This is a genomic window from Massilia sp. 01N410, assembly GCF_056399665.1.
Genome location: NZ_JBFTRV010000007.1, coordinates 51,276 through 64,898 on the forward strand (window position 1 = coordinate 51,276; position 13,623 = coordinate 64,898).

Below are 13,623 nucleotides of genomic sequence, written 5' to 3' on the forward strand. Positions count from 1 at the left end.
TTGCGGATCAGGGAGCAGGGGCCGCGCGCACGGCCCCGCTGAGGGTCTGGGTCTCGACCCTGCCGTCAGTACCGCTCAGGCGCAGTTGCACCGGCAGCCAGTCCTGCGAAGGCGCCAGCCACAGTTCGAGCCGGGCTTCGCCGGGCGCCGCCAGCCGCGCCAGATGCCAGGCCGGCATGCTGCCGATGCCGGTGTCGACCTCTTCCTGGCCGAGTACCTGGTAGCGTTCGACCCCCACCTGCGATGCGCCGGCCACCACGATCCTGATCTCGTTCTGCAGCTGCTCGGGCCGTCCCAGCGCGATGGCGGCCAGCTGCACCAGCACGGAAGCGCGGTCCTGCATGCCGACCGCGCCCGGCGCGGGATTGCCGGCGCCCTGGAAGCGGACCTCGCCCGTTGTCGCATCGAAGCTGGTGCTTGTGCTGCCATCCGCCCGGATTTCGGTGGCGAGGGCCGGCGCGATGCCGGTATCGCCGCTGATGCCGCGGCTGGACAGGCGGCCGAGGATGCCGTCGAATTCCAGGCTGTAGCCGCTGTCGTCGCTGCGCCAGTCGAGGTAGGCCTGGCCGTCCGCCCGTCCCGGCGAGGTGAAGCTCAGGCGTGCGCTGGCCGGCAGGCGCAGGCGGTAGCGGCCCGCCATCGGCAGCAGTGCGTTCTCGCCGGGCGAGGCGGCAGGGGCGGGCCGGGTCGTGGGGCCGGTGATGGCCGGGGTGGCCACGCCGGCCGGTGGCGGCGCTTCGGTCACGGCCGCAGCGGGCGGCGGGGCAGGGGGCCGCCTTGGGGTGGGCTCGGGCGCTGCGTCGACGGGCCTGTCCGCAGCTTGCGCGGGCCGGCTGTCCTGCGGACGGTGCGGCGCCGCGGCCGTGTCCACCAGGCGCAGCACCAGCGGGGCGCCGGCCGCCGGCGGCGCCAGCGGGCCGGGCATGCGCCGCGCCGCCAGTTCCAGCAGTGCGCCATGCAGGGCGAGCGACAGCGCGCACAGGACGAGCAGGCGGCGGTTGGGCGACAGGAAAGCATTGGACCTCATCCCGCTAGTGTAGCGCCTGGGACCGTCCCTGCCCATCCGTGCGCCCAGGCATCGGCCGCCGCGCCATCATGCAGGCATGGATACCCCTCGCAAGCACAAGCTGCCCCTGCACCAGGTGCGGCGCTATCTCGAACCCGGCCCGGTGGTGCTGGTCTCCTCCGCCTGGCAGGGCCGGCGCGACATCATGACCATGGGCTGGCACACGGTCATGGAATTCTCGCCCTCGCTGGTCGGCTGCGTGATCGCTTCCAGCAACCACAGTTTCGAGCTGGTGCGCGGCAGCGGCGAATGCGTGGTCAACCTGCCCACGACGGCGTTGACGGAAGCGGTGCTGGGCATCGGCTCGACCAGCGGCGCCGACATCGACAAGTTCGACGCTTTCGGCCTGACGCCCCAGCCGTCGCGGCTGGTGGCCGCTCCCGCCATCCGCGAATGCCACGCGCAGTTCGAATGCCGGCTGCACGACGACAGCCTGGTCGAGCGTTATAACTTCTTCATCTGGGAAGTGGTGGCCGCGCGCGTGGCGTCGACCCCGGGCTACCCCGAGACCCTGCATTACCGCGGCGACGGGCACTTCATGCTGTCCGGGCCTACGGTCGACCTGAGCCGCCCCGGACTGAAGTAGGCTTGCCGGCCCTGCAGCTTCGATGACGAAGCGGCAAAGGCTTTGAGGGTTTTGCGCGACAGATAGGGAACAGGGCAGGCGCTTTCCTTGACGCAATACAGGGACTCCGGCACAGTTTCGCCTGCGCGGGGCTCGAACCCGCGCGCCGATTTCACCCAGCCTTTTCCCTACATGCCCATCGATTTCCAGCTTCCTTCCGATCCGCCCGCCCAGGTTCAGCCAGCCAGTGCCCCATCCTTCGACGACCAGTACGCCAGGGCGCGCGCCCTCGCCAACGGCGGCCAGCCGGCGCTGGCGCTGGCCGCCTATTCGGCGCTGCTGACCCGTTCGCCGGGCAATCCCGACGTCCTGCTGGGCCGCGGCATCGTGTATGCCCGCCTGGGGCGCTGGAGCGAAGCCGAGGCCGACCTCGGCGCGGCGGCGAAGGCCTCGCCCGATTATGCGGACGTGTGGGAAGCGCTCGGCAATACCTATCGCTGGAGCGAGCAGCCGGCGAAGGCGCTGGAAGCCTGGAACCGGCTTGTCGCCCTGCGCCCGAACGACCCGGCCGCCTATATCGCACGTGCGCGGTCCCGGCGCGCCCTCGGCCAGTCCGCCGAGGCGAAGGCCGACCTCGAACGCGCGCGCGCCCTCGGCGGCGAGGCCGGCGAGATCGACGGCCTGCTGGCCGACCTGCAGCCGCGTCCCGCAGTGCCCTCCGCCGGCAATCCGGACGCCACCAGCGCCGCCGGCTATGCCTGGGGCGCCAGCCTGGCCTCGAGCTGGACCGACGTCGGCAACGGCCCGCGCTGGAACGACCAGACCGCCAGCGTGCGTCGCTACCTGGCGAACGGCTCGATCGCCTTCGAAACCCTGCGCGCGCACCGCTTCGGCGAGCATGACTACGCCTGGGCGCTGGATGCCTATACCGGCCTGTGGCGCGGCGCCTATGCCAACCTGCGCTACCAGCATTCGGCCGCCAGCCGCCTGTTCCCGGCCAATTCCGGCCGCGTCGAGGTCTGGCAGGCCCTGGGCGGCGGCTGGGAGGCCTCGCTCAGCGACGACGTGCTGGGATTCGATTCGCGCGTCAACATCTATGGCGCCAGCATCGCCAAATACCTTGGCAATTTCTACGTCCAGCTGCGCCACCAGGACATCGTGTCGTCGGGTTCGCACAGCACCGGCGAGCGCCTGCTGGGACGCTGGTACTACCTCGGCGACGCCGACAACTACCTCGAAATGAGCGTCAACAGCGGCCGCAGCGACGATCCCCTCAGCCTGGTCGGCGGGCGCGCCCGTTCGGGCGGCGGCGGTCTTGCCTGGGTGCGCTACTTCAGCCCGCAATGGGGCGGCAAGATCGGCGCGACCTTCTCGCATACCGCCTCGGGTAACGGCGGCGACGAGCGCGGCCTGTCCTTCGCGCTGTACCGCCGATGGTAGCAGTGGCCGACAAGCCGGCCGCCGCACCGGCGAAACACCGCGGCCCGGCCGCCCGCGCCCTGGGCGCCGCCCTTGGCGAAGTGCTCAGCTGCCTGCCGGCCCTGGTGCTGGCCTGGCTCTGCCTGCGCGTGGCCGAGAGCTGGCATGCCGCCGGCGGCGACATGAAAGTCTCGATCCTGTTCGGGCCGGCGCTGGCGAACGATCTGCTGTCGCTGCTCCGTTACGGTTTCCTGTTCGTGCTGGGCGCGCCGCTGCTGGCGCTGGTGCCGGCCCCGCGCTGGCGCAGGGCGCTGCTGGGCGTCTGCTGGTCGCTGCTGCTGGTGGCCCAGGCCGGCCTGCTGCAATACCACTGGGTTGCCGGAGTGCCGCTGGGCGCCGACCTGTTCGGCTATACCAGCGCCGAAGTCGCGACCACGGTCGGCGGCGGCTGGCGCGCCGATGTGCCGCTGGTGGCGGCTCTGGCATGCGCGCTGGCCGTGCTGTGGCTGGCGCTTCGGGCCTGCGGCCGTCCCTGGTGGCCGCGCGCGGACGCGCGCAGTAGCTTGATCTTCGGCGCCGCGAGCCTGCTGGCCTTCGCCTTCCTGCCCGACCATTACGCGCCCACCGCCGCCCAGAGCGAAGCCAGCATCGACTACCTGCTGAACAAGACCGCCTACTTTGCCGACCGCAACCTGGCCCACCTGATGGGCAGCGGCGGCGGCACAGCGGTCGAACACCGCTCAGGCGAGTTGCCCTGGGCCGACAAGGACGCGCGCTATCCCTTCCTGCATCCGGAGCGCACGCCGGACACGCTCGGCCCGCTGTTCGAACGCCGCGCCGGTACGCCGCCGAACCTGGTCTTCATCATCGTCGAAGGCCTGGGCCGCAATTTCTCCGGTCCCGGCGCCCGCCTGGGCAGCTTCACGCCCTTCCTCGACGAACTGGCCGGCCGCAGCCTGTATTTCGAGAACTTCCTGTCCGGCCAGGGCCGCACCTTCGGCGTGCTGACCACGATGTTCGGATCGCTGCCTTTCGGCGAGAACGGCCTGGCCGCGCTCGGCGACAAGGCGCCGCGCCACGCGTCCATCCTGAGCGTGCTGAAGTCCCAGGGCTACCGCCTGGGGTTCTACAGCGGGTCCGACCTCGACTTCGACAACGAAGGCAGGTTCCTGCGCCAGGAAGGTGTCGAGCAGTTCGTCAGCGAGCGCGATTACGGCCCGCCGGCCCAGCGCAGCAACGACTGGGGCTATGCCGACGGCGAGCTGGTCGACATGACCCTGCGCAGGGAAAGCATTGCGGCAAAGGAGACGCAGGCGCCGTCGCTGACGATCATCCAGACCACCAGCATGCACGACCCCTTCACCTTCCCGGACAAACCGCGCTACATGGAGAAGGTGGGGCAGCGCCTGGCCCAGCTGGGCATCGCGCCGAACGCTAACCCGGGCTATGCGGCCCAGCGCGAGATCTTCGCCAGCGTCCTCTACACGGACGACGCGCTGCGCCGCTACTTCGACGGCGCGAAGAAGCTGCCGGGCTATGAGAACACCATCTTCGTGATCACCGGCGACCACCGCCTGCCCGAGCTGCCGATGGACACCCGCATCGAGCGCTACCACGTACCGCTGATCGTCTACTCGCCGCTGCTGAAGCAGCCGCGCGCCATCAAGTCGGTCAGTTCCCAGTTCGACATCGCGCCCTCGCTGCTGGCCTACCTCTCGAACAATCACGGCCTGAAATCGCCGCCGGCCGTGACCTGGCTCGGCACCGGCCTGGATACCGAGGCGGCTTTCCGCAACCTGCACGTGGTCCCGCTCAAGCAGACCAAGACCGAGCTGAGCGACTTCGTGTCCGGCACCGTCTACCTGGCGCAAGGCCGGCTGTATGCGCTGGCCGACGGCATGCGGACCGACCGCGCGCCGGAAGGCAAGGCGTTATCGGTGGCACGGGCCCAGTTCCAGTCCTTCCTGCAGGCGAACGCCGTGGCCGGCCGCTCTCCCGAGCTGGCGCCGCCGGATGCCGTCGACGCGCTGGCAGCCTATGGCGCCACCAGCCGCAATCTGCGCAGCGTGGCGCTGGCGGCCGAGGGCGGCGGTGTGGGCGTCTCCAATGTGCGCCGCGCGGCGGCGCCGGGACCCGACGGGGCGGCGATGGTCGAGGCGACCCTGCACAACGAGTCGACCACGGCCTCGCGCGCCTTCGTGCCGCTGCTGGTGATCAGCACTGCCGGCGGACTCGAAGTCGTCGAAGTCGCCGGCGCGCCGCGGACCATGGAAGCGGGCGCCACTCTGAAGATTGCGCTGCCGGCCAGGCTGGGCAAGCTGCCGCAGGGGACCTATTTCGTGTCCGTGATTCCTTCGCATCCCGAGACCGGGCGCTCGATCGGCATCGGCCAGTACCACGTGGAGATGCCGCTGTGAGGCAAATGCTGCGTACCGCGCTGCTGGCTGCGCTCGTCGCCGGCAGTGCGCATGCCGCAGAGACGGCCGGCCCGCGGGCGATCTGGACCTGGGAAGGCGAGTCCTACGCCATGCTCGAGAGCGAGGGCATGGCTGCCCAGGGCATCGCCTTCCTGAAGACGAAATCGATCGGCACCGTCTACCTGTACGCCGACGCCTGGCGCGGCCGCAACCTGATCGTTTCGCAACCGGAGCGCTACCGCCGCCTGCTGCGCCGCCTGCACGGGTCCGGCCTGAAGGTCTACGCCCTGCTGGGTTCGGGCTACCTGAACACCGAGCGCTATGTGCTGCCGCGCCACCGCGAGGAGGCCGTCGCCATGCTCCAGCGCGTGCTCGACTATAACAAGGCTGCGGCCCCCGAAGAACGCTTCGACGGCATCAACCTCGACATCGAACCTCATATCCTCGCCGAGTGGTCGACCCGCAAGATGGAGTTGCTGGCCAACTTCCTCGACATGTCGGATACCCTGATGCGGGTGAAGGCCCAGTCGGGCCAGGCGCTGCCGATCGGCCCCGCCATCCCGTTCTGGCTGGACGGCATCCAGCTCGACTGGCATGGCAGGCGCAAGCCGGTCAACCAGCACGTGCAGGACATCTACGACTACGTGGCGCTGATGGATTACCGCGACCATGCGGACGGCGGCGACGGCCTGGTCAGCCATGCGATGGACGAGCTGGCGTATGGCGAGACCATTGGCCGCCCGGTCCTGATCGGCATCGAAACCATGCCGAACGAGTTGAAGAAGGTGTCGTTCAATCACCTGGGCGAGCCCGACCTGGAGCGCGAGCTGGCGGCGACCTCGCGCAGCGTGGGCGGCATGCGCTCCTTTGGCGGCTTCGTGGTGCATCACTACGCCTCCTACCGCCGCTGGCTGGGTCTCGACTAGGATCCTCCGTTGGAAGGCCCGCGCACCACCAGCACCGGAATCGCGCAGATACTCAGCACCTTCCAGGTCTCGCTGCCCAGCAGCCGCGCGCGCAGGCCGCCGCGCCCGTGGGAGGCCATCACGATCAGGTCGCAATGGCGGTCGCGCGCGGTGTCGACGATGGCCGCGGCCGGGCTTTCATAGGGCAGCAGCAGGGTCTCGCAGGGGATGCCGGCTTCGGCGGCGCGGCGCGCGATCCAGGCCAGGGCGTCGGCGCCGTTGCGTTCGCGTTCCTTGAGCCAGGCGGCGCGCACCGGGTCTTCGTCGGCCAGGGGCTCCAGCCGTGCGGGCGGCCCGGCATGCAGGCCGAGGATGGAACCGCCGCCGAGCGCCGCCAGTTCGAGGGCGGCGGCGAGGGCACCGCTGCACAATTCGGTGCCGTCGGTGGGAACGAGGATGCGTTGGTACATGATGGTACCCCTGTCAGCGGTGGACCAGCACCGGGATCGTGCCGTGCACCAGCACCTTCTGGGTCTCGCTGCCCAGCAGCAGACCCTTCAACCCATGGCGTCCGTGCGAGGCCATCACGATCAGGTCGCAGCCCAGGCGCCGGGCGGCGCCGATGATGGCGGCCCAGGGATCGTCCTCGACCGCGTGTTCGCTGCGGCAAGGCACGCCGGCATTGCGCGCGGCGTCCTCGATGACGGCCAGGATGCGGCGGGCGCGGGCGCTGCTGGCGGCATCGAACTGCTGGGGCGTGTCTTCCAGCATGCCGCTGTCGGCGGTGACGACGCGGAAGGGCGGCGTCACGGTCAGCCCCACGACCTCGGCCCCGACTTCGCGGGCGAAATCGACGCCGGCCAGGATCGCGCGTTCGGAGGCTTCGGAACCGTCGCTCGGGATCAGGATGCGCTTATACATGGCTTTCCCTCCATGAATGTCCCAGTTGGCTGGTTCATTCAGGATGGTGGATATGCATCCAGTATAGTTTGACCTGAATCAAATGCAAATCCGCCCTCGACGGCCAGGCGTCCGCCGCTCTCGACCGTGTAGCGGCCGCCTTCGAGCTCGGCCGCCAGCGCCACCCGGGCGCCGAGTTCGATCGGCGCGCGGAAGCGGCCGTCCAGCCGGAGCACGCGGCGCCCGCCGGCGCGCTCCAGTTCGGCGCAGCTGCGGGCCAGGGTGTGCATGCCCTGGATGATCGGCGCCTTCAGGCCCATCAGCCGCGCGGTCCAGGGCCAGAGGTGAATCGGGTTCCAGTCGCCCGACACCGAGGCATACTCGCGTCCGCTGGTGGCGGACAGCTGCCAGCCGGCGATCGGCGCCGGCTTCGGCGCTTCCGGTGCGGCGGGGCGGTGGTGGTGGCCCGCGCGTGTGCCGCGCACCACCAGGTAGTTGCTGCGGCAGATAAACACCAGTTCGCCGTCCTGGATCGCGCGGGTGTCCAGCAGGGCGTGCACGGCGCCGTTGGCGGCCGGCGGTTCGACCTTCACCTCGGTCAGCAGTTCCAGCGGGCGGCCGGGCGCCGGCGTCCTCCCGGCTTCCAGCGCATTGTCGACGTGGATGGCGCCGACCACGCGGAAGGGGAAGGAGGCGCCCAGCATGGTCGCCAGGTGGGCGCGCTGGGCCGGCAGGTAGTACCAGGTGAGCGGGATGTGGGTGCCTTCGAAACCGAGGGCGGCGCGGTAGCGGGCCACGCTGGCCTCCTCGATGCGGTCGAGCCGGTAGCGGGTCGGCGCCGCCGTCGCGGCGGAGGAGGGCGCCGGCCGCTTGAACAGCGCGCGCAGCAGGGTCGCCGCGGACATCGGCGGCAGCGGAAGGGACAATGAAAGTTTCGACATGGCTTGTCAACAGTTGTTAGTTATGGCTTTCCGCTGTAACATATCGTTTTTGATATAAAGAATCACCTGTATATACGAGGATGGAATGAAGAAGTACGCGTTTGCCCTGGCTGCCCTGACGGCCGCAGGCCTGGCACCGGCCCAGGAAGTCGTTCGCATCGGCCACGTGGCCGCGATGACAGGACCGGTGGCCCACTTCGGCAAGGATAGCGAAAACGGCGTCCGCATGGCGATCGACGCGCTTAATGCACGCGGCGCAACGATAGGCGGACGCAAGGTCAAGTGGCAGCTGGTGGCCGAGGACGACGCCGGCGAACCGAAGCAGGCGACGGCGGCGGCCCAGAAGCTCGCCGATGCCAAGGTCAACGGCGTGATCGGCCACGAGACCTCGGGCACCACCATCCCGGCCTCGAAGATCTACTTCGATGCCGGCATCCCGCAGATCACCGCCTCCTCGACCAATCCGGCCTACACGCGCCAGGGCTTCAACACCACCTTCCGCGTGGTCGCCAACGACATCCAGCTCGGCCGCGCGCTGGGCCGCTACGCGGTCAAGAACATGGCCGCCAAGCGCGTCGCCGTGATCGACGACCGCACCGCCTACGGCCAGGGCCTGGTCACCGAGTTCGTCAACGGCTTGCGCCAGCAGGGCGTGAACGTGGTGGCGAAGGAGTTCACCAACGACAAGGCGACCGACTTCTCGGCGATCCTGACCCGCATCCGCGCCAGCAATCCGGACCTGGTGTTCTTCGGCGGGATGAACGCGGTGGCCGGTCCGATGCTGCGCCAGATGAAGCAGCTCGGCCTGAACGTCAAGATGATGGGCGGCGACGGCATCTGCTCGGACGAGATGCACAAGCTGTCCGGCGGCACCATGGCCGACGGCCAGGTGGTGTGTGCGGAAGCCGGCGGCGTGGAAGAATCGGGCAAGGCCGGCATGGAAAACTTCCGCGCTGCTTATCGCAAGCGCTTCGGCATCGACGTCCAGATCATCGCACCGTATTCCTATGATGCGACCATGCTGCTGGCCGAGGCGATGAACAAGGCCGGTTCCTCGGCGCCGGCGAAATACCTGCCGGAACTGGCGAAGATCCGTTACAAGGGCGTGACCGGCAATATCGCCTTCGATCCGCACGGGGACATCCGCGACGGCACCATCACCCTGTACACCTTCAAGGGCGGTCACCGCACCCAGCTCGCGGTCACAAAATAAGCCCCCACCGGGCGTCCGCGGGGCCTCAGCGCGCCGGGCTGTCCGCCGGCGCCACGATGCTCTCGCCGATCACTTTACGGGCCGCGCTCAGCACCCGTTCCGACAGCGCCGGGTCGCCCTTGGCGGCGCCGCGCGCCACGGCCTGGGCGCCCACCAGGGTCGCCACCAGGGTCAGCGCGCGGCCATGCGCGTCGTTGCCGGGCTGGGCGGCTTCGAGCTCGCGCTCGAAGGTGCGCACCATGTCCAGGTAACCCGCCGAAAACCGCAGGCTGATGGCGCGGTCCTGGCGGCCGATCTCGCTGGCCGAGGCCGAGATCGGGCAGGCGCCGGCGTAGTCGTCGCGGCAGTCGGCCGACAGGAAATGGTCGACGAAACGCGCCAGGCCCGGCATGCCGTCGCGCCCGTGTTCCTCGAGGCGCACGCGGGTCTGCTCGAGGCCGAACGACAGGGCGGCCATCGCCAGTTCTTCTTTCGAACGGAAGTGTGCGTACAGTGCCCCATGGGTCAGGCCGGCCTCCTTGCTGATCTCCGCCACGCCGACACCGTCGATGCCGCGCTCGCGAATGAGCTTGCTGGCGGCCCGGACCAGGGAAGCCCTGTTTTCGGCGCTTTTTTCCTTGCTGGTTCTCATGTCACTATTATAACTCCCGGGGTGGGCGCGCCGCGTCGCAGAATTGGCGACAGCCTGCGCGGCAAGCGTAATCGGCCCTTCGTCAGCAACTGCTATCCTGTAAAGACGCCAGCGAGCAGGAGGACAGTTTCACGATGGTCATGCAGGATCCCCGGCCCGATGCGCCGTTTCATATCGTGCTGAATGCCGGTTCGGGCCGCACCGACACCGGCCTGCGCTGCGCCACCATCCGCGAGGTGATCGAACGGGCCGGCCGGCGCTGCGAGCTGGAGGTCGTGAAGGACGGCTCCCGCCTGCCGGAAATCGCCGCCGCGGTGGCGGAGCGGGCCGCGCGCGAAGGCGGCGTCCTGGTGGCGGCCGGCGGCGACGGCACTCTCAACGCGGTAGCGCACGAGGCGGTGTGCCGCGGCTGCGTGTTCGGCGTCCTGCCGCAGGGCACTTTCAACTACTTCGGCCGCACCCACGGCATTCCCGAAGACCTGCGCGAGGCGGTGCATGCGCTGCTGCGCGCGCGGGTGCGCCATGTGCAGGTGGGCCTGGTCAACGGCCGCAGCTTCCTGGTGAACGCCAGCGTCGGCCTGTATCCGCGCCTGCTCGAGGAGCGCGAGCACGACAAGCACCAGTTCGGGCGCAGCCGCGTCGTGGCCCTGCTGTCGGCGCTGAAGACGGTATCGGGACGGCACCGCAACCTGCGTATCGCGATCGATCTGGACGGGCATACGCAGCGCCTGAGGACCCCGACCCTGTTCGTCGGGAACAACCGCCTGCAGATGGAACAGGTCGGCATGCAGCCGCTCGACCACGCAGTGGAGGAAGGGCGGCTGGCGGCGATCGCCCCGCGCCCGGTGGGACGGCTGCGCATGCTGGCGCTGGTGCTGCGCGGTGCGCTGGGACGGCTCGGCCAGGCCGAGGACGTGCGGGCCTTCGCCTTCCGCGGCATGACGGTGCGCGCGCCGCTGATGTCCGGGCGCCGCCGCGTCAAGGTGGCGGTCGACGGCGAGGTCTGCCAGCTGGCATTGCCGCTGCGCTTCGAGGCGCTGGAAGGCCGGCTGGCGCTGCTGGTGGCGGATGCGCTGGAACAGCCGCCCGGCGCGGCCTGATCAGCCCTGCAACAAGGCGCGCAGATCCGCCAGCGGCAGCGGACGGCCGAGCAGATAGCCCTGGGCCTCGTCGCAGGACGCCGCGCGCAGGAAGTCCAGCACCTCGGCGGTCTCCACGCCTTCCGCCACCACCGACATCTGCAGCGCGTGGGCCATGTCGACGAAGGCCTTCACGAAATCGAAGGCGCTGATGCGGCCGTCGTCCTGCAGCACGAAGGAGCGGTCCAGCTTGAGCACGTCGATCGGCAGGCGGCGCAGGTAGGCCAGGCCGGAATAGCCGGTACCGAAATCGTCGACCGCCAGCTTGACGCCGAGCGCCTGCAGCTCGGCCAGCATGGCGGCGGTGCGTTGCAGGTCTTCGATCAGGGCGCTCTCGGTCAGCTCCAGTTCCAGGCTCGACGGCGCCAGGCCGGCGTCGGCCAGCGCTTCGCGCACTTCGGCCACGAAGCCCGGCTGGGCCAGCTGGCGTGCCGAGACGTTCACCGACACGCGGATCGGCCTGTCGAACTCGTCGACCAGGCGGCGCGTCTGGCGGCAGGCTTCGCGCAGTACCCAGCGTCCGATCGGATTGATGAGCCCAGTCTCTTCGGCGATGCCGATGAACTGCTGCGGCGGCACCATGCCCTGCTGCGGATGGCGCCAGCGGATCAGCGCCTCCATGCCGACTACCGCCATGCTGCGCAGGTCGACGCGCGGCTGGTAGTGCAGCTCGAACTCCTCGCGCGCCAGCGCCGGCCGCAGCGACAGTTCGAGCGCCATGCGGGCGCGCGCCGCCACCGTCATCTCAGGCTCGAAGAATCGGTAGCGGTTGCGGCCCTCGGCCTTGGCACGGTACATCGCGGTGTCGGCGGTCTGGAACAGCAGCTCGCGGGTGGCGGCGTCGCGCGGGTACATGCTGATGCCGATCGAGGCACCGACCACCACGTCCTGGCTCCCGACCGCCACCGGCAGGGTCAGCGCCTCCAGCAGCTTGGCGGCGATGCGCGCGGCGGCGCGGCCGGCATCGGCCGCGCCGCCGGTGCAGGCGGCCACCACCACGAATTCGTCGCCGCCCAGGCGCGCCACCATGTCGGCCGGGCGCAGAATCCTGCGCAGCCGGGCGGCGACTTCGCACAGCAGCACGTCGCCGTGGTCGTGGCCGAAGGAGTCGTTGACTTCCTTGAAGCGGTCGAGGTCGAGGAACATCACGGCCACCGCCTGGCCGGGCGCGCAGTTCGCGAGCATGTGTTGCAGGCGGTCGTGCAGCAGGGCGCGGTTCGGCAGGCCGGTCAGGGTGTCGTGGGTGGCCAGTTCCTGCAGGCGGCTCTCGGCCTGCTTGCGGCCGGTGATGTCGGTCAGCAGGCCGGTGATGGACTCGAGGCGGCCGTCGGCATCGCAGCGCGTGCTGCCGTTCAGCAGCACGTGCAATGTGTGGCCGGCGGCATGGCGCAGCACGGCGTCGAAGCCCTGCACGGTCGCATGGCCCTGCTGGCCGGGTTCGAACTCGTCCCAGGGAAAGGTTTCGAACAGGCGCGCCAGGCGCGAGCCGACCAGGGTCTCTCGCGGGTAGCCCGAGAGCGCGCACAGGGCCGGGTTGACGTCCAGGATGCGGCCTTCGGCATTCGCCACCACATAACCGGCCGGCGTCATTTCGATCACTTCGCGGAAGCGCTGTTCGCTGTCGCGCAGCTGGCGTTCGGCTTCCTCGCGTTCGGTCAGGTCGCGGATGATCGCCTGGAAGAATTCCTGGTCGCCGTCCTCGAAGCGCGATACGTGCACCTCGGCCGGGAAGGTGCTGCCGTCCTTGCGCCGCTTGGTGATGCGCAGCAGGTGGGTCCGGCCCTGGCGCAGGCTGTCCAGCAGGTGCGGGCCGTAAGTGAAGCCGCTGTCGATCGCGCGCGCCGAGAGGCCGATCATCTCGTCCTCGCGGTAGCCGAAGTGGGCGCAGGCGCGCCCGTTGGCGGCGATGATGCGCAGCTCGCGGTCGGTGATCAGGATGCTGTCGCCGGCCTGCTGGAACAGGTTGCGGAAACGTTGCTCGCTCTTGCGTACCGCTTCGGTGGCGCGGCGCTTTTCGGTGATGTTGTGGAAGTAGACCGACAGGCCGTCCGGGGTCGGGTAGGCGCGCGCCTCGACCCACTCGCCGGTCGGCCCCCAGCAGGCTTCGACGATGCCGGGCTGACCGCTGGCCATCGCCTGGCGGTAGCAGTCCATCAGCGAACTGCCTTCGAGCGCGGGCGCCACTTCCAGCAGGGGCAGGCCGAGGGCATCGCCGATTTCGATGTCGACGAAACTGGCGGCCTTGCGGTTGGCGTAGATGATGCGCCAGTCGCGGTCGACAGCGAAGAAGGCGTCGCCGATGTTCTCCAGCATGGCGTCCATGCGCTCGCGCGAACGTTTCAGCTCTTCGAGGGCATCGTCGATGCGCAACTGCGCATTGGCGGCAAGGGCAATCGGGGCCGGCGCATTCATGTTGTGGTTCCGTTC

The 13,623-nt window shown here is 69.6% G+C and carries 12 protein-coding genes; 6 read left to right on the top strand and 6 right to left on the bottom strand.

Translation table 11 applies throughout. The features are described from left to right. Positions 1-7: 7 nt before the first annotated feature. Positions 8-1,027 carry a DUF3108 domain-containing protein gene (locus AC1DOP_RS11495; RefSeq protein ID WP_477251207.1) on the bottom strand — a complete coding sequence of 340 codons (1,020 nt, stop codon included), beginning with the start codon at positions 1,025-1,027 and terminating at the stop codon, positions 8-10. A gap of 76 nt (positions 1,028-1,103) precedes the next feature. Between AC1DOP_RS11495 and AC1DOP_RS11500 the strand changes: the two genes are divergently transcribed. The 4 genes from AC1DOP_RS11500 to AC1DOP_RS11515 all read left to right on the top strand — a co-directional run bounded on the left by AC1DOP_RS11500 (position 1,104) and on the right by AC1DOP_RS11515 (position 6,393). Further along, on the top strand, positions 1,104-1,652 hold the full coding sequence (locus AC1DOP_RS11500) for a flavin reductase family protein (protein ID WP_442121531.1): 549 nt from the start codon (positions 1,104-1,106) through the stop codon (positions 1,650-1,652). A gap of 171 nt (positions 1,653-1,823) precedes the next feature. After that, complete coding sequence (locus AC1DOP_RS11505; protein WP_442121530.1) at positions 1,824-3,071, top strand: YaiO family outer membrane beta-barrel protein; 1,248 nt, start codon at positions 1,824-1,826, stop codon at positions 3,069-3,071. Continuing rightward, positions 3,065-5,467 carry an LTA synthase family protein gene (locus AC1DOP_RS11510; RefSeq protein WP_477251210.1) on the top strand — a complete coding sequence of 801 codons (2,403 nt, stop codon included), beginning with the start codon at positions 3,065-3,067 and terminating at the stop codon, positions 5,465-5,467. The genes AC1DOP_RS11505 and AC1DOP_RS11510 overlap by 7 nt, the downstream gene beginning before the upstream one ends. 5 nt (positions 5,468-5,472) lie before the next feature. Further along, positions 5,473-6,393, top strand: a complete 921-nt coding sequence (locus AC1DOP_RS11515; RefSeq protein WP_442121539.1) for a hypothetical protein — start codon at positions 5,473-5,475, stop codon at positions 6,391-6,393. On the opposite strand, the gene AC1DOP_RS11520 is transcribed toward AC1DOP_RS11515, so the two are convergent. Genes AC1DOP_RS11520 through AC1DOP_RS11530 form a run of 3 tightly spaced genes read right to left on the bottom strand, consistent with a single transcriptional unit; the run spans position 6,390 to position 8,213 of the window. Next, positions 6,390-6,842, bottom strand: coding sequence for a universal stress protein (locus AC1DOP_RS11520; RefSeq protein WP_442121528.1), 453 nt, complete (start codon positions 6,840-6,842; stop codon positions 6,390-6,392). The two genes, AC1DOP_RS11515 and AC1DOP_RS11520, sit on opposite strands and share 4 nt — an antisense overlap. A 13-nt stretch (positions 6,843-6,855) precedes the next feature. Next, positions 6,856-7,293 carry a universal stress protein gene (locus AC1DOP_RS11525; RefSeq protein WP_477251213.1) on the bottom strand — a complete coding sequence of 146 codons (438 nt, stop codon included), beginning with the start codon at positions 7,291-7,293 and terminating at the stop codon, positions 6,856-6,858. 38 nt (positions 7,294-7,331) lie between these two features. Next, complete coding sequence (locus AC1DOP_RS11530; RefSeq protein WP_442121526.1) at positions 7,332-8,213, bottom strand: MaoC/PaaZ C-terminal domain-containing protein; 882 nt, start codon at positions 8,211-8,213, stop codon at positions 7,332-7,334. An 85-nt stretch (positions 8,214-8,298) separates the two neighbouring features. Between AC1DOP_RS11530 and AC1DOP_RS11535 the strand changes: the two genes are divergently transcribed. After that, the gene (locus tag AC1DOP_RS11535) at positions 8,299-9,426 is read left to right on the top strand and encodes a branched-chain amino acid ABC transporter substrate-binding protein (RefSeq protein ID WP_477251215.1); all 1,128 of its coding nucleotides are present in this window, start codon (positions 8,299-8,301) and stop codon (positions 9,424-9,426) included. A 25-nt stretch (positions 9,427-9,451) separates the two neighbouring features. Here AC1DOP_RS11535 and AC1DOP_RS11540 read toward each other — a convergent pair whose 3' ends face one another. Continuing rightward, on the bottom strand, positions 9,452-10,057 hold the full coding sequence (locus tag AC1DOP_RS11540) for a TetR family transcriptional regulator (protein ID WP_477251217.1): 606 nt from the start codon (positions 10,055-10,057) through the stop codon (positions 9,452-9,454). Between the two features lie 134 nt (positions 10,058-10,191). On the opposite strand from AC1DOP_RS11540, the gene AC1DOP_RS11545 reads away from it, so the two are divergent. Beyond that, positions 10,192-11,157 carry a diacylglycerol/lipid kinase family protein gene (locus AC1DOP_RS11545; protein ID WP_477251219.1) on the top strand — a complete coding sequence of 322 codons (966 nt, stop codon included), beginning with the start codon at positions 10,192-10,194 and terminating at the stop codon, positions 11,155-11,157. Here AC1DOP_RS11545 and AC1DOP_RS11550 read toward each other — a convergent pair whose 3' ends face one another. After that, complete coding sequence (locus AC1DOP_RS11550) at positions 11,158-13,608, bottom strand: sensor domain-containing protein (RefSeq protein WP_442121522.1); 2,451 nt, start codon at positions 13,606-13,608, stop codon at positions 11,158-11,160. Between the last annotated feature and the right edge of the window lie 15 nt (positions 13,609-13,623).